The sequence below is a fragment of the uncultured Brevundimonas sp. genome (assembly GCF_937863155.1).
In the GTDB taxonomy this organism is placed as follows: Bacteria; Pseudomonadota; Alphaproteobacteria; order Caulobacterales; family Caulobacteraceae; genus Brevundimonas.
Genome location: NZ_CALMFB010000061.1, coordinates 70,486 through 94,158, shown reverse-complemented (window position 1 = coordinate 94,158; position 23,673 = coordinate 70,486). Strand labels below are relative to the sequence as shown.

Sequence of the window (23,673 nt, the reverse complement as noted above, 5' to 3'; positions counted from 1 at the left end):
TTCCGCTTGAGCGTTCTGACGCTTAGAGGAATCTATGCCGTCCTTGGCAACTCGGCGCTTGTGACCACGGGACGAGATCGCGCTGCTCCAATAAGGGGAAGCCGACAAAGGAACAGCTTTCGCCTCTGGATGTTTCCTAGCGTCGGCTTGGCGGCCACCCGGAACAGGCCGGCGCGTCGCCGGTTTCAGTATCGTTCGTTTCGGGACATTCGCCATGAAGATCGCCCAGGTCGCCCCCTTGTACGAAGCCGTGCCCCCGCGTCTGTATGGCGGGACGGAGCGGGTGGTGGCCCATCTGACCGACGCCCTGGTCGAACTGGGGCATGAGGTCACCCTGTTCTCCAGCGCCGAGGCCAGGACCCTGGGGCGGTTGGTCAGCGTGCGGGATCAGGCGCTGCGGCTGGACCCGGCGCCGCTGAAGTCAGACGCGGCGGCGCACATGGTCATGCTGCACGAGGTGCTGGTGCGGGCCGACGCCTTCGACGTGATCCATTTTCACACCGACATGGCGCACTTCCCCATGTTCTCGCGCTATGCCGACAAGACGGTCACAACCCTGCACGGGCGGCTGGACCTGAAGGACCTGCCCGGCGTCTATGAACGCTGGCCCGAATACGGCCTGGTCTCGATCTCCGACAATCAGCGGCGCCCCCTCCCGCTGGCCAACTGGCGGGCCACCGTCCATCACGGCATGCCGGAGGCCCTGTATCGGTTCTCGCCCGCGTCGAAAGGCTATTTCGCCTTCCTGGGCCGCATCTCGCCCGAGAAGCGGCCGGATCGCGCCATCCGCATCGCCACGGCCCTGAACCGCCCGCTGAAGATCGCGGCCAAGGTGGATGCGGCCGACGCCGCCTACTGGGAAACGGTCATCCGGCCGCTGGTCGAAGGCAATCCTCTGGTGGAGTTCGTGGGCGAGATCGGCGACGCCGACAAGAGCGACTTCCTGGGCGGGGCCGAGGCTCTGCTGTTTCCCATCGACTGGCCCGAGCCGTTCGGCCTGGTGATGATCGAGGCCATGGCCTGCGGGACCCCGATCGTGGCCTATCGCTGTGGCGCGGCGCCCGAGGTGATAGAGCATGGGGTGACGGGCTTCCTGGTGGACGAATTCGAAGCGGCGGTGGCAGCCGCGGCCAGGGCGGGACAGTTGGATCGTCAGGCGATACGGGGCCGGTTCGAGCGCCGTTTCTCGGCCACGGCGATGGCGCGGCGCTATGTCGATGTCTACAGCGACCTGCTGGCGCGACGCCCTTTCGCCCAGACCGAGTCCCCTATCGCCGTCCTTGAGGAGGACCGCAGCTTCGCCGCCATCGCCTGACCCGGAGGCCCCATGGACGACGCCTATTCGGTCCAGACCACCGCCGTCGATCAGCAGGACGGGCTTGAAGGCCTGCTGACGCTGAAGGACGCCGACCTGTTCCTGGTGGCCGACCCCTGGGGCGACCTGCGCGGTGGAGCGGACGGTCTGTTCCATCGCGACACGCGCATTCTGTCGGGCCTGGTGCTGACCATCGGGCGCAGTCGTCCATCACGGCTGAGTTCCGGGGTCAGCCGGGACAATGTCTTCTTCAGCTGTCATTCGACCAACCGGCCCCTGCCGCCCATGGGCGAACGGTCGGCCCCGGCCGGGGTGCTGCATATCGAACGGCGCCGTTTCCTGTTCGACGAACGTCTGTTCGAGCATGTGCGGATCAGCAACCATGGGCTGGAGGAGGTGTGGGCGCCGGTGACCTACAGCTTCGCGGCCGATTTCGCGGACATCTTCCAGGTGCGAGGCACGCGGCGGACCAAGACGGGAACCGTGCTGCCGCCCACGCTGGACGGGCGCCGGGTCAGTTTTCGCTACCAGGGCCTGGACGGCGTCGAGCGCCGCTGCTGTCTGGCCTTTTCGGAACCGCCGGCACGGCTGGGTTCAACGTCGGCGGAGTTTCTGTTCGGCCTGGCGCCCGGTCGGCACATGGACCTGTATGTCGAATGCGGGCCGGATCGCTGCGAGCCGCCGGACCGCACGCGGTTCCGCCTGAACGCCATCCAGGCGCGGCTGGCCATGCGGCGAAGGCGGCGTCGCGGCGCAGCGGTCCGGGGCCACAGCGCCCCGGCCTTCAACGCCTGGCTGACCCAGTCGCGATCGGACATCGCCCTTCTGACCACAGACCTGCCGACCGGCCCCTATCCCTATGCCGGGACGCCCTGGTTTTCGACGCCGTTCGGACGCGACGGGATCATCACGGCCTGGCAGATGCTGTGGCTGGACCCGTCGCTGGCGCGGGGCGTGCTGACCTATCTGGCCAGCCGTCAGGCCACGGAAGCCGACGCCTTTCGCGACGCCGAGCCCGGCAAGATCATGCACGAGACCCGCGGCGGCGAGATGTCGGCCCTGGGCGAGGTCCCGTTCGGTCTCTATTACGGCGGGGTCGACACCACCTGCCTCTTCGTGGCCCTGGCCGGGGCCTATGTCCGGCGCACCGGCGATGTCGACACCCTGCGGACCCTGTGGCCGGCGCTGGAGCGGGCGGCCGACTGGATGCGGGCCCAGATGCGGGCGGGCGGCGGCTTCGTCGCCTATCAGCGCGCCGCCGAGACGGGTTTGTCGAACCAGGGTTGGAAGGACTCCTTCGATTCCATCGCCCATGCGGACGGCCGCTTTCCCGACGGGCCGATCGCCCTATTGGAGGTTCAGGGCTACGCCTACGCCGCCTGGCGCGCGCTGGACCAGATTGGCCAGTTGATCGGGCGTCGCCCCGACGACGCCGAGGATCGCGCCGAAGCCCTGCGCGCCGATGTCGAGGAGCGGTTCTGGATGGAGGATCAGGGCTTCTACGCCATCGCCCTGGACGGCGCGGGCCGGCCGGTGCGCTCCATCGCCTCCAACGTCGGCCACCTGTTGTTCATGGGCCTGCCGACGGCCGATCGGGCGCGACGGGTGATCCGGCGTCTGTTGTCGTCGGAGTTCCGCTCTGGCTGGGGCCTGCGCACCCTGGCGGCGGGCCAGGCGCGGTTCAATCCGATGAGCTATCATAACGGTTCGGTCTGGCCGCACGACACCGCCATGGCCGCCGCCGGCATGGCCCGTTACGGCGAACGCGACGCGGTGGCCATGCTGATGAACGAGGTCTATGCGGCCGCCACCCATTTCAACCTGCGCCTGCCCGAACTGTTCTGTGGTTTTCCACGCCGGCCGAGCGAAGCGCCGATCGCCTATCCGGTGGCCTGCCTGCCCCAGGCCTGGGCCGCCGGTTCGACTTTCATGATGCTTCAGGCGGCGCTGGGCCTGGACATCGACGGGCTGAACGGTCGTGTCACCGTGCGCGATCCCGTCCTGCCCGAGGGGCTGGATCGACTGGACCTGATAGGGCTCAAGGCGCCCGGCCTGTCTGACAGCCTGCGTTTCCGCCGGATCGACGGACGGGTGGTGGTGATCGAGAGCGGCGCCGCTGTGCGGTTCGAACGGGACAAAGGCGCCCTCCCTTAAGGCAACGATCCGCGCTCCGTGTCGTTGTTCCGGGCTGGAAACGGAGAGAACAGCCATGGTCGCGCGTCCCGCCTGGCAGGGGCATCTGAAGCTGTCGCTGGTGACCTGTCCGGTCGCCCTGTATTCGGCCGTCTCGTCTTCGGCCCAGGTGCGGTTTCATCTGATCAATCCGGACACCCACAACCGCATCCGCATGGTCGCCACCGACCCCGACACCGGTCCGATCGAGCGGTCCGACCTGGTCAAGGGCTATGAGGTGTCCAAGGACGAATACGTTTTGTTCGACGATGCCGACTTCGACAAGGTGCGTCTGGAAAGCACCAAGACCATCTCGATCGACCAGTTCGTCGACGAGGCCGACATCGACCGCCGTTACTGGGACGACCCCTACTATCTGGTCCCGCAGAAGGGGCCGGGCGCCGAGGCCTTCGTCGTCATTCGCGACGCCATGAAGAAGGCGGGCAAAGTGGCCATCGGCTGTCTGGTGCTGCGCGGACGCGAGCGGCAGATCGCCCTGGAGACGCACGGGGCGGGCCTGGTGGCCTATGCCCTGCGGCCGCACGAGGAGTTGCGCGACGCCGACGACTTCTTTGACGACATCCCCCAGGTGAAGGCCGACAAGGACATGGTCGAGATCGCCGCCCGCATCATCGGCCAGAAGGCCGCCGACTTCGACCCGACCCAGTTCCGCGACCGCTATGACGAGGCGCTGCGCGACATGGTCAAGGCCAAGCAGAAGGGCAGGGGCGTGGTCAGCGCGCCCGAGCCGGACGACACCAATGTGATCGACCTGATGGAGGCCCTGCGCGCCAGCCTGAAGGGACCGGCCAAGAAAAGCTCTTCGGCCAAGAAGCCCGCGTCCAAGACCACCGCGGCCAAAAAGGCTCCGGCCCGCAAGCTCGCCGCCAAGAATAAGGCCGCTTAGAGCCCCAGGCGTTTCATCGCCGGCCTCAGAGATGCGGCGCCGCCGCGGAAATCGGCCCAGGGATCTGGCTTCTTCAGCAGGGCCTGAGCCGTGTGGATAGTGAAGGCCGACGGGTCCAGGCCAGCGCGCAACTGGGTCCAATTCAGCGGTGTGGCGATGGTCGCGCCCGGCCGGACGCGGGGCGACCAGGGTGCGACCGCCGTCGCCCCGCGTCCGTTGCGCAGATAGTCGAGGAAGATCTTCCCGCCGCGCGCCTTCTTGGCCAGGGTGGTGGTGAACCGGTCGGGATGTTCAGCCTTCAGCGCCTCCGACGCCGCCTTGGCGAAGGCCTTGGCCTGGTCCCAGGTGACGCGGCTGCGGGCGTCGGTGCGGATGGGGGTCACCACATGCAGACCCTTGCCCCCCGTGGTCTTGACGAAGGGCGTCAGACCCAGGGCCTCCAGATGCGGCTTCAGCAGCTTGGCGGCGGCGATCACCTGGGCGAAGTCCAGCCCTTCGTCGGGGTCCAGGTCGAAGGTGATCTGCTCCGGCGTTTCCGGATCGCCTGGCTTGCAGCCCCAGGGATGCAGCTCCAGCCCGCCCGCCTGGCCCACCGCGACCAGGCCGCCCACATCGGCGACGGCGACATAGGGCTTGCGCTCCTTGACGTCGATCAGCTTCAGCCTCGGACTATGGCCGGGCATGGCGTGCCGCTGGAAGAAGCGTTCCCCTTCGATCCCGTCCGGCGCCCGGATGATCGAGACCGGCCGGTCGGCGACATGGTCCAGCAGGCGAGCGGACGCCATTTCGTAGTATCGCGCCAGGTCGGCCTTGGTCGCCGCCGGACGCCCCGCGTGGACGGGCCACAGCACCTTGTCCGGGTTCGAGATCGTCACCCCCGCGATCACGGTCTTGCCCGACGGTCGCACCGTCGGCGGCTGCGGTTCGGCAACGACCTCGACGGCCGTCTTGTCTTCGCGGAGGCCCTTATAGGCCGCTTGGCGAACCGAGCCGCCTTCGGTCACCCCCGCATGCTCGATCTCGGCGACCAGGACGGGGCGCAGCCAGTGGATGTCGCGACCGCCGCGCGGCGCGCCGGGGCCGGCGAAGGGACTGGCGTCGGCCGCCGCCGCCTTCAGCGCCGGCATCAGGGTCTTGGTCAGGGCGGCCGAAAAACCCGTGCCGACCCGGCCTCTGTATTTCAGGCCGCCGTCGTCCCGCACCCCCACCAGCAGCGACCGCAGCCGCGACCCGCCTTCGGACGACCAGCCGCCGATCACCACCTCGTCCCGGCCCCGACATTTGGACTTGACCCAGCTGGTCGATCGCCCGGCCCGGTATTTCGCGTCCAGCGACTTGGAGATGACCCCCTCCAGGTCCATACGGCAGGCGCTGGTCAGCACCGCTTCGCCCGACGAGGCGAAGTGCGGCACATAGCGCAGGTTCGGCCCCGCCTGGCCCACCCGGTCGCAATAGGCTTCCAGCCGCGCCTTGCGGTGCGACAGCGGCAGGTCGCGCAGATCCTCGTCGCCTTCGAACAGAAGGTCGAAGACGAAGTAGATCAGCCCGTCCGTCCGCCCCTCCGATATGGCCGCCTGAAGGGCCGAAAAGTCTGGCGAGGCGTTCTTGTCCAGAGCGCACAGTTCGCCGTCCAGAACCGCGCTGGGCCAGGTCGCCGCCTGGGCGGCCAGGACCGGGAATTTCGCCGTCCAGTCCAGGCCGCTGCGAGTGCGCAGCGCCGCCCGTCCGCCGCCGATGGAAGCCTGGATGCGATAGCCGTCGAACTTGATCTCATGCACCCAGCCTGCGCCCCCTGGCGGATGATCGGCGACCTTGGCGAACTGGATGGGCGTGAACGGACGGGGGCGGTCCGGCCCCTGGCCCTGGGCCGCCGTGGGGCGCGGACGCGGCGGGGCCTTGCGGCGGGTCGGCTTGGACGAGGTGCAGGCCTTCGCGCCGCCCGCGATTTCGGCCAGGGTGCGGCCGCTGGTGATCGAGGCGTCGATCTGCATCAGGGCGTCGCCTTCGCCCGCCACGGCCTGGTCGTCCGTCTCCTTGACCAGCAGCCAGTTGTTCCGCTTGGACGGCCGCCCCCGATCAGACTTCAGCCGGATCAGCGCCCACCCGCCCTTCAGCCGCTCGCCCTCCAACGTGAATTTCAGCATTCCCTTTTTCAGCGCCGCGCCGACATCCGGGTCGCGCGGGGCCCAGCGGCCCACGTCCCACATCTGCACTGTTCCGGCGCCATAGCCGCCTTCGGGAATGATCCCCTCGAAGCCGCCGTACTCGACCGGGTGATCCTCGACTTCGACCGCAAGGCGCTTGACCGAAGGATCGCGCGACGGCGCCTTGGTCACGGCCCAGGATTTCAGCACACCATCGTGCTCCAGCCGCAGGTCGTAGTGCAGGCGCGTCGCCGCATGGCGCTGGATCAGATAGCGGGAACCCGACCGCGCCGAGGGCTTCCGGCCCCTGGGCTCGGGGGTGCGCGCGAAATCCCGCTTGCGCCTATAGAGTTCCAGATCATCCGCCATGCCGCCTCCTTGCGCGACACAACGTGTCGGAGGGGAAACGGATCAGGGAGGCGGTGCTGAAGGGGCTCATCCCTTGCGTATGGCGCGCCTGCAAAAAAATGAGTCGTCTGCTGTATGATCGCCCAAGTGGTGCGTCCTACCCTTGAATCAAGGGTCGGCGGAGTGTGCATGGCGGGCCAACGCTTGGATCAGGACGAATTCAGTCGGCGATGGCGGCCGGCCTTGATGGCGTTCTTTCTCCGGCGCCTGTCCGACCGCGCTGATGCCGAGGATATGACACAGGATGTCTTCACCCGCCTGATGGCGGGTGGGGCGGATCGGGCGAACGTCGGGGACGGCTATGTTTTCCAGATTGCGGCGAACCTGCTGCGGGACCGGGCGAGGCGCGAAACCGTGCGCGCCTCGTACCGGCGCTGGATATCCTCGACAGAAGACTTTGGTATCGAGGCCCTGGATCCGTCCCGCGTCGTCGCGGCGCGCCAGTCGCTGAGCGCCGTGTCCGGACTTCTCGCCGCCATGCCCGAGAAGACGCGGACCATCTTTCTGCTCTACCGTCTTGAAGCCGTGCCCAAACGTGACCTGGCCCAAGCCTATGGAATGTCGGTGAGCGCCGTGGACAAGCATCTGATGAAGGCCATGGCCTTGATGATGGCGGGCCTGGGAGAACGTCCATGAACCTCGCCGCGACAAACTCGGCGCACGAGACGGCCGCCAGTTGGGCGCTGCGCCTTATGGACGCGCCCCTCGATCCGGCGGACGCCGCACAGTTTCAGGACTGGCTTGCGGCGGACGACCGACACCCGGAACTGTTCGACGCCGCCTTGGCGGTCTGGGAAGAGACAGGGGCGCAGGCGACGTCGGACGCGATGCTGGACCTGCGCCGATCGGCCCTGCGCGATCTCGGCAAGGCGCGAAACCGGCCCCTGTCGCGCTGGCGACGCGGCGCAATCGTCACCGCAATGGCCGCATCGGTAGCGGCGGCCGTGGGGCTGGGGGCGATCGTGTCGAACCGCCCTGCGGTCTATTCCACCGATGTGGGTGAGCGGCGACTGGTGCGCCTGAAGGACGGCTCCGCCGTGTCCCTGGACGCCGACACGCGGGTCTCGGTCGCCTATGACGACCGCCGCCGCCTACTTGTCCTGGAAAAGGGCCGGGCGCGGTTCACAGTGGCCAAGGACGCCATGCGGCCGTTCTCGGTCGACGCGGGCGGCGCCGTGGTGGTGGCGACCGGCACGTCCTTCAGCGTGGAGCGCGTGAAGCACGAGGTCCGGCTGATGCTCTATGAAGGCAGCGTATCGGTCCTGCGGCGAAGGGGTCCCACGCAACAGCTTACGCCCGTGCTCGACAGGGCGGGTGCGCCAGCCGAACGCAGCCTGAGCGGCGGCCGACAACTCTCGGTCTCCGCCGATGGAGCCAGCGGGCCGATCGGGTCGTTCGACCCCTCCCGCGCGTCGGCATGGGAAGCGGGCTCGCTGGTCTTTTCCGACGATCCGCTCGACGTCGCCGTCGCTCGCGTGAACCGCTATGCGGACAGACCGATCCGCATTGATGGCACGGCAGCGGCCAGCGTGCGGGTCAGCGGCGTCTTCACCGCCGGGGACACGGCGGCCTTCGTTGAAGGGGTTACGGCCGCTTTGCCGGTTCGATCGATGCGACACGCCGACGGCACGGTGACTTTGTCCGCGCGCTGAATGATCGGCATCCCTGTGCGTCTTACTGCCAGGCGCCGAAGCATTCGGGCGCGACGGGGAGGACCATGATGAGATCGTATTCAAGCCTGGGCATGTCGGCGTCGGCGGCTGTCCTGATCGCGCTGAGCGGCGCCGCGCCGGCGGCGGCCCAGACCCTTCAGCGCACATACAATATCCCGGCCCAGGACCTGAGCGATGCGTTGCGCGCGTTCGGCCGCGCCTCGGGCGAACAGCTGGTTTTCGACAGCCGGATCACCCAGGGACGCCGAAGCGCGCCTCTGTCCGGGCGACATTCCACCGACGCCGCGCTCTCGATCCTGTTGGGCGGCAGCGGTCTGCAGGCGCGGCGCGGCGACAGCGGGGTTCTCATCATCCACCCCCAGTCCCGAGGGGACGATATCGCCGATGAGGGCGCGCCGTCCCAGGCAACCCAGCTGGAGGGCGTTGTCGTCACCGGCACCCGCATTCGCGGGGCGACGCCCGCCTCGCCCGTGGTGGTGGTGACCCAGGACGACATCCGCAACGCCGGTCACACGGACCTGGGGCAGGTGGTGCGCAGCCTGCCCCAGAATTTCAACGGCGGGCAGAACCCGACCATCACCAACGGCACCGGGGGGATCACCAACCAGGATCTGACGGGCGGATCCTCGTTCAATCTGCGGGGTCTTGGACCCGATGCGACGCTGACGCTGCTGAACGGACGCCGGCTGTCGTTCGGCAGCTTCAACCAGGCGGTCGATGCATCCGCCATTCCGGTCGCCGCCGTAGCGCGCGTGGAGGTGATCACCGACGGCGCCTCGGCCCTTTATGGATCAGACGCGGTGGGCGGCGTCGCCAACATCATCACCCGGCGCGATTTCGACGGGCTTGAGACCATGGCGCGCTATGGCGGCGCGACCAGCGGGGGCCTGGAGCAGCGTCAGTTCAGCGCGGTCGCGGGCCGGACGTGGAGCGGCGGCGGCGTCGTGGCGACCTATGATCACCAGAAGACCGGCGCCATGCGGGCGGGGCAGCGCGGCTCCCTGGACCACATGCTGGATGTCACCCAGGTCTATTCTCCGTCCCGGCAGGATGCGGTCCTGATCAGCGGCCATCAACAGCTGGCGTCGGGCATCGCCGGGCGGCTGGATGTACTCTTCCTTGACCGCTTCGCCACCAGCTATGCGCTGGACAGCTTCCAGGACAACATCAGCGAGACCAAGGTCCGCAACTATTCGATCGCCCCGGAACTGACGTTCGACCTTTTCTGGGGCTGGACCGGTTCGCTGGCGGCGAACTACGGCGACGACCGGACCCGATCGCACCAGACCGCGACAGCGGTGGATGGGACCCTGCTCGCCGATGTGAAGAATACCTACCTTAACACCGTCGCCGGTGGCGAAGTGGTGATGCAGGGGCCGCTGCTGGATCTGCCTGGGGGCCCGTTGCGGCTGGCTTTCGGCGCCGGCCTTCGACGCAACGACTACGCCGAGGTGCTGCCGGTCCAGGGCATACGGCGCAACAATGGCCACCAGACTGCGAGCTACGCCTTCGCCGAAACCGACTGGCCTCTGATCCGCCCGGATCAGGGCGTGGCGTTCGTTCATCGCCTGAACCTGAACGGCGCACTGCGGTATGAGCGGTATGCCAGCCTGGGCGATGTGACGACCCCCAAGATCGGGGTGGTCTATGATCCGGTGCGCGATGTTTCGCTGAGGGTATCGTGGGGTCAGTCGTTCAAGGCGCCCACGCTGAACCAGGAGTTTTCGCCGCAGGTGGTTCTGCTGTACCCGGCCTGGGCCTTCGGGGCCGTCGGGGCGGCGCCGGACGCCACCGCCCTGTTTGTGGTGGGCGGCGGCGGCCAGCTGGAGCCTGAGCGGGCCGAGACACTGGCGGCGACCCTGGTCTATCGCCCCGCCGCCCTGCCCGGACTGCGCCTGGAAGCCAGCGTCTTCGACATCGACTATACGGACCGGGTTGTTCAGCCGATCCAGATCGCCGCTGCGGTTTTCGGCGATCCAGTCTGGGCCCCGTTCCTGACACGAAATCCTTCCGCCGCCCTGCAGGCGGCCACCATCGCTGGATCGGGCCGCGCCCTGTTCAACATCACAGGCGCCCCTTACGACCCGGCCAAGGTCGTGGGCATCGTGGACAACACCTACACCAACGTCGCCCGCCAGACCGCCCGTGGCGTCGATCTGTCAGCCGCCTATTCGTTCGACCTGCTGGGCGGCGGGCTTGCCCTCGATGCATCGGCCAGCTGGCTGGACTCGGATCAGCAGAACACCGCCGGGACGTCCATCTTCGAGACGGTCGGACTGGTCTATTATCCCGCCGAGTTCCGCGCACGCGCCGGTGGCGCGTGGGTGCGCGGAAACCTTGGCGTTTCGGCCTACGTGAACCACGTCGATGGCGTTCTCGATACGCAGAACACGCCGGAACGGGACACCGGATCCTTCACCACTATGGACGCCACGGTGCGCTATCGGACTGGCGAGGGCGGTGCGGCCTGGAACGGTCTGGAGATCGCGCTGACGGTCTCCAATCTGTTCGACCAGGGGCCACCGACCTTCCCGGCGTTGAACGAGTATCAGGTCAATTTCGACTCGACGAACTACAACGTCATGGGGCGCGTCGTCAGCCTCTCGCTGACGCGGCGCTGGTGATCGGCATGAGAGCCGTTTCCGCTTGCGTCTGTGTCGCGGCCCTCGGCGGTGGTCTGACACTGGCGATGGTCGCACAAGGCGCCTGGGCATCCGATCCGGCCGCGATAGACTTGGACGCCGTCTATCGCAGGGCCGAGATCTTCCTGGAGCCCCTGGCCCGTCCGATCGTCGTTTCGCCGGATGGCCGAAAACTGATCTACGCCCTGCAAGACCCCGTGGACGACAAGGTCGAGGGCCGATTCAGGCCGAACGGCGCCCCGACCCAGTCCAGTGAAGGCGCTCGACTGTTTCTGGTCGATCTTCCGGGCGGAACGCCCCGACAGGTTTGCGCGGCGCCTGGGGCGTCGGATTGGGACGTGTCGTGGTCGCCGGACGGAAGGCTGGCCGCCTTCTACTCGGATCGGGACGGAGCGCCGCGCCTGTGGGTGCTGGACGTCGAAAGCGGCGAATGCCGCCGCGTGTCGGACCAGACCGTCAAATCCCTGGCCTTCCCGTTCGAGCAGCCCCGCTGGTCGCCGGATGGAAGCAGCCTCTATGTGCCGACCTGGCCTTTAGAGGGCCCCGGCGCCTTGGCCGAAGCCGTCAAGCCGCCGCGCGTCGGAACGCCGCCGCCGGGCGGCGACGCGGGCGTCACCGTCTATCGTCACACCCCCGGCGCCGCCGCGCCCCAGGCCTCTGGGACCCAGGATGCGCAAACCTTCGACGCGCGGTGCGATGGCACCGCCTATGGCGCCGCTTCGCTCACTCGGGTGCGTCTCGCCGACGGCCTGGCGACCCCGGTCGTCGATGCTGATGTGGTCGGCGCGCGCGAAGCTGCGGACCGGCACCGGCCGTGGCCCCATATGCGGCTTTCGTCCTCGGGCCGGTGGGTCAGCTACTACACCTCGATCTGCACCCTGCCGGGTTCGCTGTATGACGATGCGGTGGACCTGTATGTCGTGCGCGCCGACGGCGGCGTTCCCATTCGGATCGCCCAGGGTCTGAGGCCCTCGGGCGGCGGCGGCGAAAGCGATTTCGGCTACCGCTGGAACCCGGACCGGGACGAACTGGTCTATCTGCGCGATCGGGCGCTGTATCGCGTGGACCTCAGCGGCGATGCGCCATCCCAGCCCCACCGCCTGGCCGAAGACCTGGGTGCGCTGGCCTGGGACATTCTGCACTATCTGCCGGGAGGCCAGAACCTGATTGTCGGCGTCGGCGATCGGGGATGGGCCAGACAGGGCGGTGGCCGCGCGGCCCCTATCGATCTGGCGCTGGTGCCTCTGGACGGGTCTGAGCCGGTTCGCACCCCGCTGGCGGGCCGCTTCTCGCTAAGCCAGATCATCTCGGCCGATGAACGCACCGCCTGGACCATGAGAGACGGCGTCGTGCTGGCCCGAGGCCGGGAGGGGTCCGACAGCCGCACCGCGCTTTTCGAAATCGACCTTAGGGGCCGAACGGCGCGGTCGGTCTGGCGTGGCGACGCGGTCGTCGAAGCGCCCGTTCCGACAGCCTTTGGCCTGGCCATGGTTCATCAGGATTTTTCGACGCCCCGCGATGTCGCCCTGATGGATCGCCGGTTCGAACGCATCGAGCGGATCAGCCGCGCCGCGCCGGCGCTGAACGCCCTCACGGTCGGCGGCGTCGAACGTTTCGAGACGGTCGTCCCGCGCGAAGACGGCTCGCTTGTCACCGTGAAGACGGCCGTCATCCTTCCCCCAGGCTCGTCACGCGATGCGCCGCCGCCCGCCGTGGTCTGGTTCTATCCCAGCCAGGACTACACCCGTGCTCTGTCCGAGTTCGGCGCGCCCGGCATGGGGGACCTGGCCCATGTTCTGACCGGCCATGGCTATGCCGTGATCCTGGTCGATCTGCCCATCGCCCCGGGGGGGCAGCGCGGGCACATCATCGACGAGACGATGGATATGCTGATGCCGCAGGTCTATCGCGCGGCCGATCTGGGATTGGTCGACATCCAACGGCTGGCCATCCGCGGCCAGTCCTTCGGCGGCTTCGCCACGGCCGCGATCATCTCGCGCACCAATCTTTTCCGCGCCGCCATACCCAGCAGCGGCATGTATGACCTGGGCGGCGCCTATGGTCAGGTCGAATACGGCGTCACCGAACTGACCGACGGCGGGGTGTGGATGGAGGCGTCGCAGCCCAGGCTGGGCGCCTCGGTCTGGGCCGATCCGATGCGCTACATCGCCAACTCGCCCTACTATCTGGCTGATCGCATTCAGACGCCGGTTCTGATCATCCAGGGTGACCAAGACTACACCGGCTATCGCGAGGCGGGAAAACTGTTCGCCGCGCTGCGGCGGCTGGACCGCCCGGTCGAACTGGCCCTTTACGCCGGAGCGGGCCATTCGCCGCCGCACTGGCGCCCCGATCAGGCGGCGGATCAGATGCGACGGACCCTGGAGTTCCTGGATCGGCATCTGAAGACGCCCTCCGGGCGCTAGGCGGACGCCGGGCGGGTTTGCGCCCGCCCGGCCGCCTCAGTCGCCGGTTTGCCCCTTCTGCGCTGTATCGCTGGCGGCCAGCCGCGCCATGATCCCGTCCAGCCATGACAGCGCCGTGGACCAGTAGTCCCGAATGTTGCCGGGGCTGGCCAGGACGTGTCCTTCGCCGCGATAGGTCAGCAGGGCGACATCCTTGTTCTGGCGATACAGGGCCGTGAACATGGCTTCGGACTGACTGTCGGTGATGTAGTCGAGATCGCCGGTCACCAGCAGCACCGGCGCCGTGATGCGGTCAGCCGCCATCAGAGGACTGTTGCGGACATAGGCTTGAGGATCCGCCCACGGCGGCGCCCTCATGCCGCCCTGCCCCATCTCGACCGATCCGGCGTGCGATCGAACCGACAGCCCCTTTTCCGGCGCGACGGATCGGGCCAGCGGAAAGGCGCCCCAGCGGCCAAACAGGTCATAAGGCCCGTTGGCGCCGATCACCGCGACGAACCGATCAGACTGGGTGGCGGCCGCCATGACGCTGAAGCCACCGAAGCTGTGCCCCCAAAGGATCAACCGCTCGGGATCGAATCCGCCTTGCGCCCCAGCCGCCTCCACCACCTTCAGAATGCCGTCCGCCATGCCTTCGGCCGGGTTTCCGGGCAGCCCATAGTCGGGAAGGTTGGGGATGAGGACTGCATAGCCTCGCGCCGTCATCAGATGGGCGTTCAGCATGATGTTCCGCTCTTCCGGTCGCTGAGGCCGCTCGGGCTGCCCCGGATACGGAAGGACGATCAGGGGCGGTCGATCGATACCGGTCGGCAGATAGAGCCAGCTGGTGAGCGTACGATCTCCGGAACGATGCGTGATCTCTCGCGGCGCGACGAAGGTCCGGCTTTCCAACGCCGTGTTCAGCGTCACCAGCGTGGTCCCGCCGGGTCGATCCAGGCTCTGGACCAATCCCTGCCTGCGATCGGTCGTGACCACCGTCGTCGCGTCGAAGGCCGCCAGGCGCACCGTGGGCGGCGCAACCGGTCCGATCGGGTCGCCCGTGCGGATGTCGCGACGGCGGCGCTCGCCATCCGTTTCGACCATCAGCCAGGGTGCGCGCGATGCGCCGGTGAAATCGAAACGCTGGCCCCGATTGAAGTAGCTGGTGTTCGGTGTGAAGGCCGGCGTCACGGTTCGGCCCAGGACGCGCGTCCCGCCTTCCGCATCAATCGCCACCGCTTGTCCGGCGTCGGACACCACGATCCGGTCATGGGTGACCGCCGCCAGCCTGGCGGCCGGGGCCGTGACCTGGGTCGTCAGCACCCGGGCGCCGTCCGGGGCCAGAAGCGTCCAGTCCGCCCGCCCGCTGGGGTTTCGCGTGTAGAGGACGGGTTCGCCCTGGAACCAGTCGGCGCTGACGACCGGGGTCCGCAGCCCGCTTTCAGCGACCGCCGGACGATGCCCCTGCAGATCGACAGCGAGCCGGCGCCGGTCGCGCGGCCGAAGCCGGACAAGCTCGCCTTCGGCCGGTCCCGCCCGCGGCGACCGCACATAGACCAGCAGTTCGTCCCCACCGGGCGACCAGCTGAACAGATGCGGGGACAGGCTCTCGTTGGGCGCAGGCGACCAAGTCTCTCCGGTTTCGAGATCCAGGATGGTCAGGTGACGCCGCTCGGTGAAGTCGCCACCGAAAAACGGCGCGGCCGGGTCGAACCCCTGTTCCTCGGCGAAGGCGCCCAGCGCCAGATGCCGGCCGTCGGGCGACAGCTCCATGTCGTAGAACCGGCCATGGGCCAGAGTGCGCTGTTCGCCCGTGGACGCATCCAGCTGGACGAGGCGCCCGACCGCGGCCCTTGGCGTAAGGTCGGCGAAGCGACCGGCGCCGATCAGGGTGCGGGCCGCCTCCACGCCCGCGCGCGTCTTCGCCCAATAGGCCGGCAGGCGGTCTTGGGCCACCCAGCCGAGGGAAAGCAGGGGCGGCATGTCCCCGTCGGCCCGCATAAGAACCAGCGCCCGCGACGGATCCCGCCAAAGCGCGGCCCGGCCCCACATCGCGGTTTCCGGGGTCCCGTCCAACCAGCGAACCGATCCATCACGCGGATCGACCACCCCGGCGCTGTAGGTCCGATCCTGCAAGCGATAGACAAGCACACGCCCGTCATCCGGCGCCCATGGCCCCAGGCCGTAGCCCGCGTTCGTCTCGGGCTCGAGCAACAGCCGCGGCTCCGCCTCGCCCTGCGACGGCGCGATATGGAGCCGGGTCCGCAGAAGCCGGTTCATGTAGTCATACTCATAGGCCGGCAGGCCATCCATCGGCCCCAGCCGTTCGAAGGCGACGGACCGGCCGCTGGGCGACAGGCTGACCTGACCCAGCTCCTCGGTCCGCAGCAGGTCATCGATCGTGAACGGGTCAGCCAGGGCGGCGCCGGGCGCCAGAATCAGGCTCGCGCCGATGAAAAGAGAGATAAGCCGTTTCATCCCGTCACCAGCGCTTGGTCAGTTGCAAGGAGAACTGGCGGCCCAGAGGATCGGCCTGGCCCGCATCAAATCCGATGCCGGTGATGGCGTCATAGAAGGGCGGGTCACGATCAAACAGATTTCTGATCGAGGCGATCACCGCCACCCCTTCGCCCCAGGAAGCGGAAGGACGCCATCCCATCTGGACGTCGGCCGTGGTCCATGCCGAAATGCGGTTTCCCGAGAAATCCCGATAGCCTGAGACCTGGTTGACGGCGAAGCGGACATCAAAGTCATCACGCCGCCAGGCCGCCGACGCCGTGCCGCGAAAATCCACCGGCGATCCATAGGTCCCCACCAGATCGACCTGAGGCGCCGCCGGCGTGGTCTGCCTCTTGAAATCGGCCATGTAGGAGCCCGCAATCCCCAGGGTCAGATCGCCGCCGCCGACCGTCAGGTCATAGAAGCCGTTGACATCGACGCCGCGCACCTCGACCGACGCCGTGTTGACCCAACGGCCGTCGGCGATCGCGCCGAAGGCGGCGGCCGGCAGGGCGCCGGGCAGCAGATAGGCAGGGTGGTTTATCAGGGCCTCGACCTCGGCCAGGTCGGCAGCGTTGCCGGGCCTCACGCGGCGAACGAATGGCGCAAGCGTCGGATCCAGCAGCACCTGCAGGATGTTGTCGATCGCCGGGCGGCCGATCTGATCCTTGAAGCGAACGTCAAAGACGCTGGCCCCAAACCGCCACGGACGACCACTCGGCGCATAGTCGAAGCCGGCAGTCAGGGTGTCCGCCGTTTCGGGCTTCAGGTCAGGGTTTCCGCCTCCCTGATAGACGACGGCCACGCGCCCCGAGACATCCGACGCATAGGTCGCGGCGATGAAGTATCGCTCCGCCAGTTCGCTCATGGCCGGAGCGCGGAACGACGTGCCCCAGTTGGCGCGCAGCTTCAGGTCATCGACGGGAACCCAGAGCAGGCCGATCTTGGGGTTCGTCGTCGAACCGATGTCGTCATAGCTCTCGATCCGGCCCGCCAGCGACAGTTCCAGCCGTTGCAGACCGGGGCGGGCGTTCTCGGCCCCAAAGATGGGAACGCGCATCTCCAGAAAGCCCGCCACAAGCTCGCGCTCGCGCGTGGGGGTGACGGTGAATGTCGGCGACAGGCCGGAGGTGAAGACCTCGCTGCGTTGGTCCATGGATTCCGTTCGGAACTGAGCGCCCACGGCGATGCGCAGCGGCCCGCCCGGCAGGGTCAGAACCGGCCCCTGGACGATCAGGTTCGCCGAGGCGACCTGGTTCTCATAGGCGTAGTTCGCATAGCCGCTGGAAATGAAGGCCAGAACCGCCGGGGTGTTCTGGGCGCCCGCGCCGAACAGGTTCAGATAGCCATCGCGCGCCGCCGAATACGATGTCGCGGGATTGTCGGGCGTATTGCCCAGAGCCTCCTGCAGATAGGTCGACTGAAGCATGCCCCGCTGCGCTTCCTTGGTCGTCTCGGCGCCATAGGTGACGAAGGCTTCCGCCTCCCATCCACGCGCCAACTTCAGCCGTGCGCCCAGGCTGGCGCCCAGGCTCTCGACCTGGCCTTCACGCGACCCCGCGCCCAGATCGTTCCCGAAGGCATAGGCGATGGTGTGGGACGTCGCGCCCGTGGGCGAGAAGAAGAAGGGGTTGGCCGTCGTGACCGTGGCGGTCACGGTGGGCAGCAGCGTGCCGACCTCGAACTCACGCCGGCTGAGGCGCAGATCGCCGCTCAGCTCCAGCGCCGCGCCAAGCTCCTGGCGAGCATGGACATAGGCCGAATTCCGATCCTGCCGAGGGACCAGGTAGCTGTTCTGGCGCGCGTATCCGTAGTTCTGCGCGCCCGCAGCGAATTCCCCCACAGAGTTGGCCTGACCATCAGGCCCGGGCCGGATCGCGAAATCCGACACATAGACGCCGTTGACCAGGCGCACGATATTACCCGGGTTCCCGAACTGGTATCGATGATCCAGCCCTCCAAACGGCCTGAGATCCCCAGTGGCCGCATAGGGCCGGTCCGACATGGACAGCGGCTTCTGGCGCTGATGCTCGTACGAGGCCAGCAGATGACCGCTGCCCCAGCGATGGCCGATCGTATGGGCCGCGATGATCGATTCACCGCCGCCCTCGACCGCGCCCAGACGCAGCCGGCTTTCCTGCCCGACGAAGTCCCGCCGCAAGATGATGTTCACGACCCCGCCCACGGCGTCCGAACCGTACAGCGCCGACGCGCCGTCCAGAAGCACGTCCACGCGGTCCACCGCCGCGGTGGGGACGCCCGAGGTGTCTGCGAAGTCGCCGCGTCCGCCGGCCCCCGCCATGCGTCGCCCATTGACCAGAACCAGGGTGGAGTCGGCGCCAAGGCCGCGCAAGTTCACGCCGGTCGCCAGGCCAAAGTTGCTCTGCATCGGGTCAGACGAAGTCAACGACGCCGTGGGATTGGCGCTGGCGGCATGGTTCTGAGGCAGAGCCAGCAGCGCGTCCCCTACAGTCGCCAGGCCGGCACGGTCCAGGTCGTCGCGCCGCACCACCACCACCGGCGAGGGGGTGTAGGCCGGGCCGCGCAGTAGGGTGCCCGTCACGATGACATCGTCCAGTTGCGCCGTATCCACGGAGGCGTTGCGATCAGCGCCCGCCGTCGTCGGCAGGACCACCCAGGTCAGCGGACCCGTCGAGCGCGCGACCAGGCCGGACCCAGCGAGCAGGCGCTCCAGCGCTTCCGCCACGCTATAGACGCCCCGCACCTCCCTGACCGAACGGCCCCGCGCGTCGGCGGCCGAGATCAGGATCTGCACATCCGCCTGGCGGGCCAGCGCCGCCACGCCGGTTGCGGCCGGCTGGGCCGGCACGTTGAAGGTCTTCACCTGGGCCTGGGCCTGGACAGGCCCAGAGATCATCACGGCGCTTACAGCCGCGGCCCCCATGAGGCAGGCCCTGAAGTTGCTCGTTGCTCTGATCGACATGACGTCCCCCGATGTTCGATAGCGGACGCCTGTGCGGCGCCTATCATTCAGACGAACGGCGCGGAAGTTTCCTTTTCGATCTCTTGAAATTCATCCGTCACCGTCGCCGATCCGGATCACGGCCGGATGGGCGCCGATGGAAACGGGCACGCCCAGGCTGGCCTGGACCGCTCGCGCAAAGCCTTCGGGATCATCGGTCCGGAAAACGCCGAAGAACTGCGCGTCGGCCAGGGCCGGGGCGACCTCGATCTTTCGGGCGTTGTAGCGGTTGAACTCACCTGCTGCGGTCGCAAGGGTTTCGCCCGCCAGATCCAGCTTGCCCGCCCGCCAGGCGAGAAGCCGGTCCAACTCGGCCGACACCACCTGCGTTTCCTCTACGGGAACATCATCGGAAACGAACGCGCGGCTGCCCGCCTGCAGTCGAACTCGGCTGTTCTCCGCTCCGTCGATCCAAGTCTCGACCACCCCTTCAGTCACCAGCACATCGGCTCCGCCGGGGCGGAGCCGCACGGCGAAGGCCGTGCCGACGGCCCGCACCCGCACCACTCCGGCCGCCACGACGAACGGGCGCTGGGGATTTCGAGCGACCTGGAACCAGGCCTCGCCGCGCGCGATCCTGACCGTGCGCTGCGCCTCGGTCATAGTGACCTCGACGGCGCTGTCGGTGTTGATCGCCGCCGTGGAGCCATCCGTGAGCGGCACCCGACGAACCTCGCCCACGACGGTTCCATAGCGCTGGCTCTGCCCCAGAAGAACCACCCCGCCCGCGACCGACGCCGCCGCAGCCGCGCCGAGGCCAGCCAGCAAGACCCCTCGGCGATGCAGCAGCGACGGGCTCCGCCGGTTGTTCGATATCGGCGGCGATCCTGCCGCATCGCGCGCATGATCCAGCATGAGCCAGGCAGCCTGGGCGGCCAGCCATGCGCCCCTGCGGCGATCATCGCCGGCCAGCCATGCCTCAAGATCTGCAATGTCCTGCGCCGTATGGCCGTCTCGATCCAGGCGAATGACCCACCGGGCCGCCGCCGCCTCGATCTCACTTGCGGTCTCGCGGTCGGTCATTGTCATTGTTCACCACCGTGTCGGGATGCGTCGTCTCGCAGCGCCTGCAGGATCAACCGAAGCCCCTTGGCGGCGTCGTTTTCAACGATGCTTTCGCTGACACCCAGCCGGCTCGCGATATCACGTTGGGAGAGACCGTCGATCTTTCTCAATTCGACGATCCGTCGACATCGGTCAGGCAGACCGGCGATCAGACGCCGAACCTGCTCCAGTTCCTGGCGCGCGCCGGCGATACGTTCGGGCGACACGACCTCGGAGAATGCCGGCAGAGCGTCGATCTCGGCCACCGTCTCTATCCTCACCACCCGTGCCCGCCTGATCTGTTCGGTCAGCAGATTGCGAACGATCTGGAAGAAATAGGCGTCAGGACGGCTGATCTGGTCAACGGAATCGAGGGCCGAAATCCTGCAGTAAGCCTCCTGGACCAGGTCATCGGCGTCTTCCGCCGTCACCTTCGATCGCCGCAGCCAAGCCCTGACCTTACCTTCGTGAGGCAGGATCTCGGAGCCCACCCAACGCACGATGGCGCGCCGCTTGCCATCCATGGCGTCGTGCCGGCTCCTTTGCAGTTGGTCCTCCATCCCAGCTTAGACGATTGGGGACGCGTCTTCCTTATCGAGGCGAGAATTTTCGCATTCGCCCCCGCTACCATGGTCCGATTCACTCCATGGAGGCTCGATAGGGCTCTCAGGGGTGCTGTCAGGTTAAGTAGCCCGAGCTCAGAACCCCCTACCCGGCTCGGCTCATGCTGTAGCCGCCGCCCAAGCGGCATCCGCCTCGGCGCGGAAGCGGCGAAGCGTGGGTCGGCTGATGAGATGTCTCTGGACATTGAAGGTGTGGTAGATCGCGGCGTGGGTGGTGAGGAATCTCTGGGCTGAAGCCTGGGATTTGTAGCCCTGCTGCTGGCGTTCCCGTCGTCGGATCGGCAGGTTTGAATTCTCCACCCTATTGTTCTCACGGGTGTTGTCAGCCCAAACTGATTACGGCCTAAGGGAGGCGGCCGTAGCGTCCTCGGATGGCCAAATCGACCAACCCCTTTCGCTGGTTCGACAGCTCGCCGGAGGTGATCCGGCTCGTGGTCATGATGTACGTCCGATACCCGTTGTCGCTTCGGAACGTCGAAGACCTGCTGGCCGAGCGCGGCATCGACATCTGCCACGAGACGGTGCGGCTCTGGTGGAACCGGTTCGGCCCGATGTTCGCCGCCGAGATCCGCCGCAAGCGCGTGCATCACATGCGCGCCTACACCCACTGGCGCTGGCTTCTGGACGAGGTCTATGTCCGGATCAACGGTGAGATGCGGTACCTATGGAGAGCCGTCGATCATGAAGGCGAGGTTCTGGAATCCTTCGTCACCAAGACCCGCGACAAGGCCGCAGCGCTGAAGTTCATCAAGAAAGCCATGAAGCGACACGGCCGACCGAAGGCCATCGTGACGGACGGGTTGCGCTCGTACAAAGCCGCCCTCAACGACCTCGGAAACGCCGATCGTCAGGAGGTCGGCCGTTGGGCCAACAACAGGGTGGAAAACTCCCATCTGCCGTTCCGACGACGAGAGCGAGCGATGCTTCGCTTCCGCCGGATGAAGACCCTGCAGAAGTTCAGCTCCGTCCACGCCGCCTTCCACAACCACTTCAACCAGGACCGCCATCTGATCAGCCGAGACGACTACAAGGCCCGACGCTCAGCCGCCCTGGCTGAGTGGCAGTCGCTCGCCGGCTGAGGTTCGACCACCTTGCCCAAGGTGCGTTCAGTGGAGACAAGTCAGCGTTGGACTGACAGCACCCCCGGACGGTCATGTTCGTCTCACGATTTGCTGGGGGTGCAAGAAAAGAAGCGCGCAGCCATTCCGCCTGCCTGATCCGGGACACCGCTCCGCCCCCATCGCAGAGCGCACCCGTGCAAACAGCACCGTTATGGATTGCGACTTCATGGCCCCGGGTGTCAGCCGCCAACCTTTCCTCAGGCTTTCGCGACATGCGCCTGTTGCGCCCTGGGACGACGATCAAACCTTTATGGTTGCGGTCCCTGCGGTCCCGAACCGCCGACAGATGGCCAGTCCAGAGAATTCGGCATCGCTGGAGACAAGTTGGCGTTGGACTGTCCGGTGCCGCCACGTAGTCGGCTATAATTTCTAGCAAATTTACAAAACGCAGGGCTGGAATCCCGACATACAAAACCCTGCCTGATCATCCTTGGCAGGACGATTTGTGCGCCCGCCTCCCTGTTCAACGGAATTCTACGGGGAGCTATGAATCCTGCGCATTCGTCGGTGACGGTGTAGCGACCGTAGCCATCACGACATCGGTTCTTCGCGATCGGAACCCGGCCTCGCAGTAGCTGAGATAATACCGCCAGAGTCTCGGAAACTCGGCCTTGTCATCGGCGTTGCGCCCCGCATCGAAAGCCGCCAGCCATTCCGCCAGGGTGCGGGCGTAGTCCACGCCGAAGCGGCGTGTGATGCGGGAACAAAGGCCTGCGCCAGTGATGACGGCGTCGAGCGCTGCCTCCGACGGCAGCATGCCGCCGGGAAAGACGTGCAGCTGGATGAAGTCCGGGCGGCGGCGATAGGCGTCGAACAAGTCGTCGCGGATGGTGATGATCTGCAATGCGGCCTTGCCGCCGGGCTTCAGCAGTTCCCGAAGACGCTGGAAATAGGTTGGCCAGTAGGCCTCGCCGACGGCTTCGAACATCTCGATGGAGACGATGGCGTCGAACCGGCCTTCGACATCACGATAATCGACCAGACCCACCTCAATCCGGTCCGTCAGCTCGCGCTCTGCGATGCGCGCCTCGGCAAAGGCCTTCTGCGCAGGCGACAGGGTCAAGGCAGTGACCCGGGCGCCCAGGTCACCCGCAAGATACAGGGCGAAGCCGCCCCAGCCGCAGCCGATCTCCAGCACATGGTCGCCCGCCTTGATCCCGGCCTCCCCCGCCAAGGCGGCGTATTTGGCCTGCTGACCTTGCTCCAGCGTCATGCCCGGGCGTTCGAACAAGGCCGAGGAATAGGTCATGCTGGGGTCCAGCCAGCCCTGATAGAAGTCATTGCCCAGGTCGTAGTGGGCCATGATGTTCCGACGGGCCCCGCGCCTACTGTTGCCGGCCAAGGCGTGGCCCAGGGCGTTGAGACCGCGAAGAAGGCGCGACCCGGACATGACGGCGCCCAGGGCGTCGTAGTTGTCGGCGAAGGCCAGCAGCAGGGCCGTCAGGTCGGGTGTATCCCAATCACCGGCGATATAGCCTTCTGCGAAGCCGATGTCGCCGCGGCGGATCAGGCGACCCAGGGCGCGCCAGCGGCGAATCTGCCACGTCGGACAAGGTCTAGTGTCCTCTCCGATCCGCCAGACGGCGCCGTTGGGAAGGACGACCCTGAGCCCGCCGTTGATCCACAGCCGCGCGACGCGCCGCAGCAGCGGGCGGGCCCAGACGGGCGCTGCGCGGGGCGGCAGGGCGCCGTGCCTCACGCCGTCTTCGAAAGTCCGGTCCGTCATTCGCAGTGTCT

At 67.3% G+C, this 23,673-nt stretch carries 14 protein-coding genes and 1 pseudogene; 8 read left to right on the top strand and 7 right to left on the bottom strand.

The window, feature by feature from the left end:
- The first annotated feature begins 214 nt into the window (after positions 1–214).
- Genes Q0581_RS09640 through Q0581_RS09630 form a run of 3 tightly spaced genes read left to right on the top strand, consistent with a single transcriptional unit; the run spans position 215 to position 4,394 of the window.
- Positions 215–1,315 (top strand): glycosyltransferase family 4 protein, encoded by a 1,101-nt coding sequence (locus tag Q0581_RS09640; protein WP_298699751.1) that lies wholly within the window; start codon positions 215–217, stop codon positions 1,313–1,315.
- A gap of 12 nt (positions 1,316–1,327) precedes the next feature.
- A complete protein-coding gene (locus Q0581_RS09635) occupies positions 1,328–3,469 on the top strand; it encodes an amylo-alpha-1,6-glucosidase (protein WP_298699749.1) in 2,142 nt (713 codons plus the stop codon).
- 55 nt (positions 3,470–3,524) lie between these two features.
- Positions 3,525–4,394 (top strand): Ku protein, encoded by an 870-nt coding sequence (locus Q0581_RS09630; protein ID WP_298699747.1) that lies wholly within the window; start codon positions 3,525–3,527, stop codon positions 4,392–4,394.
- On the opposite strand, the gene ligD is transcribed toward Q0581_RS09630, so the two are convergent.
- Positions 4,391–6,907: a DNA ligase D gene (gene ligD / locus Q0581_RS09625; RefSeq protein WP_298699745.1), complete on the bottom strand. Its 2,517-nt coding sequence runs from the start codon at positions 6,905–6,907 to the stop codon at positions 4,391–4,393. The genes Q0581_RS09630 and ligD overlap by 4 nt on opposite strands.
- Before the next feature lie 168 nt (positions 6,908–7,075).
- Here ligD and Q0581_RS09620 point away from each other — a divergent pair, with 168 nt between their 5' ends.
- From Q0581_RS09620 to Q0581_RS09605, 4 genes are all read left to right on the top strand, one after another.
- The gene (locus Q0581_RS09620; RefSeq protein ID WP_298699743.1) at positions 7,076–7,582 is read left to right on the top strand and encodes a sigma-70 family RNA polymerase sigma factor; all 507 of its coding nucleotides are present in this window, start codon (positions 7,076–7,078) and stop codon (positions 7,580–7,582) included.
- A complete protein-coding gene (locus Q0581_RS09615; RefSeq protein ID WP_298699741.1) occupies positions 7,579–8,598 on the top strand; it encodes a FecR domain-containing protein in 1,020 nt (339 codons plus the stop codon). The genes Q0581_RS09620 and Q0581_RS09615 overlap by 4 nt, the downstream gene beginning before the upstream one ends.
- A 68-nt stretch (positions 8,599–8,666) precedes the next feature.
- Positions 8,667–11,243, top strand: coding sequence for a TonB-dependent receptor (locus tag Q0581_RS09610; protein WP_298699739.1), 2,577 nt, complete (start codon positions 8,667–8,669; stop codon positions 11,241–11,243).
- A gap of 65 nt (positions 11,244–11,308) precedes the next feature.
- Positions 11,309–13,687 (top strand): prolyl oligopeptidase family serine peptidase, encoded by a 2,379-nt coding sequence (locus Q0581_RS09605; protein WP_298699738.1) that lies wholly within the window; start codon positions 11,309–11,311, stop codon positions 13,685–13,687.
- Between the two features lie 36 nt (positions 13,688–13,723).
- Here the strand turns inward: Q0581_RS09605 and Q0581_RS09600 are convergent, their stop codons facing one another.
- The 5 genes and pseudogenes from Q0581_RS09600 to Q0581_RS09580 all read right to left on the bottom strand — a co-directional run.
- The gene (locus tag Q0581_RS09600) at positions 13,724–16,144 is read right to left on the bottom strand and encodes a prolyl oligopeptidase family serine peptidase (protein ID WP_298699737.1); all 2,421 of its coding nucleotides are present in this window, start codon (positions 16,142–16,144) and stop codon (positions 13,724–13,726) included.
- A gap of 4 nt (positions 16,145–16,148) precedes the next feature.
- Positions 16,149–19,043 (bottom strand): TonB-dependent receptor, encoded by a 2,895-nt coding sequence (locus tag Q0581_RS09595; protein ID WP_298699735.1) that lies wholly within the window; start codon positions 19,041–19,043, stop codon positions 16,149–16,151.
- Between the two features lie 156 nt (positions 19,044–19,199).
- On the bottom strand, positions 19,200–20,171 hold the full coding sequence (locus tag Q0581_RS09590) for a FecR domain-containing protein (RefSeq protein ID WP_298699733.1): 972 nt from the start codon (positions 20,169–20,171) through the stop codon (positions 19,200–19,202).
- A 2-nt stretch (positions 20,172–20,173) separates the two neighbouring features.
- Positions 20,174–20,752 carry an RNA polymerase sigma factor gene (locus tag Q0581_RS09585; protein WP_298699731.1) on the bottom strand — a complete coding sequence of 193 codons (579 nt, stop codon included), beginning with the start codon at positions 20,750–20,752 and terminating at the stop codon, positions 20,174–20,176.
- Positions 20,753–20,914: 162 nt separating this feature from the next.
- Positions 20,915–21,130: pseudogene (locus Q0581_RS09580) on the bottom strand (IS6 family transposase); the annotation flags it as partial.
- Positions 21,131–21,186: 56 nt separating this feature from the next.
- Here Q0581_RS09580 and Q0581_RS09575 point away from each other — a divergent pair.
- The gene (locus Q0581_RS09575; RefSeq protein ID WP_298698851.1) at positions 21,187–21,894 is read left to right on the top strand and encodes an IS6 family transposase; all 708 of its coding nucleotides are present in this window, start codon (positions 21,187–21,189) and stop codon (positions 21,892–21,894) included.
- Between the two features lie 526 nt (positions 21,895–22,420).
- Here the strand turns inward: Q0581_RS09575 and Q0581_RS09570 are convergent.
- Positions 22,421–23,662: a cyclopropane-fatty-acyl-phospholipid synthase family protein gene (locus Q0581_RS09570; protein WP_298699730.1), complete on the bottom strand. Its 1,242-nt coding sequence runs from the start codon at positions 23,660–23,662 to the stop codon at positions 22,421–22,423.
- Positions 23,663–23,673: the final 11 nt, after the last annotated feature.

Bases quoted from the DNA above. Each gene is read 5' to 3' on its own strand.
- Q0581_RS09605 (WP_298699738.1), top strand. From the start codon at position 11,309: ATGGTCGCACAAGGCGCCTGGGCATCCGATCCGGCCGCGATAGACTTG.
- Q0581_RS09630 (WP_298699747.1), top strand. From the start codon at position 3,525: ATGGTCGCGCGTCCCGCCTGGCAGGGGCATCTGAAGCTGTCGCTGGTG.
- Q0581_RS09595 (WP_298699735.1), bottom strand. From the start codon at position 19,043: ATGATCTCTGGGCCTGTCCAGGCCCAGGCCCAGGTGAAGACCTTCAAC.
- Q0581_RS09620 (WP_298699743.1), top strand. From the start codon at position 7,076: ATGGCGGGCCAACGCTTGGATCAGGACGAATTCAGTCGGCGATGGCGG.
- Q0581_RS09590 (WP_298699733.1), bottom strand. From the start codon at position 20,171: ATGACCGACCGCGAGACCGCAAGTGAGATCGAGGCGGCGGCGGCCCGG.
- Q0581_RS09640 (WP_298699751.1), top strand. From the start codon at position 215: ATGAAGATCGCCCAGGTCGCCCCCTTGTACGAAGCCGTGCCCCCGCGT.
- Q0581_RS09570 (WP_298699730.1), bottom strand. From the start codon at position 23,662: ATGACGGACCGGACTTTCGAAGACGGCGTGAGGCACGGCGCCCTGCCG.
- Q0581_RS09575 (WP_298698851.1), top strand. From the start codon at position 21,187: ATGGCCAAATCGACCAACCCCTTTCGCTGGTTCGACAGCTCGCCGGAG.
- Q0581_RS09635 (WP_298699749.1), top strand. From the start codon at position 1,328: ATGGACGACGCCTATTCGGTCCAGACCACCGCCGTCGATCAGCAGGAC.
- ligD (WP_298699745.1), bottom strand. From the start codon at position 6,907: ATGGCGGATGATCTGGAACTCTATAGGCGCAAGCGGGATTTCGCGCGC.
- Q0581_RS09615 (WP_298699741.1), top strand. From the start codon at position 7,579: ATGAACCTCGCCGCGACAAACTCGGCGCACGAGACGGCCGCCAGTTGG.
- Q0581_RS09585 (WP_298699731.1), bottom strand. From the start codon at position 20,752: ATGGAGGACCAACTGCAAAGGAGCCGGCACGACGCCATGGATGGCAAG.
- Q0581_RS09600 (WP_298699737.1), bottom strand. From the start codon at position 16,144: ATGAAACGGCTTATCTCTCTTTTCATCGGCGCGAGCCTGATTCTGGCG.
- Q0581_RS09610 (WP_298699739.1), top strand. From the start codon at position 8,667: ATGAGATCGTATTCAAGCCTGGGCATGTCGGCGTCGGCGGCTGTCCTG.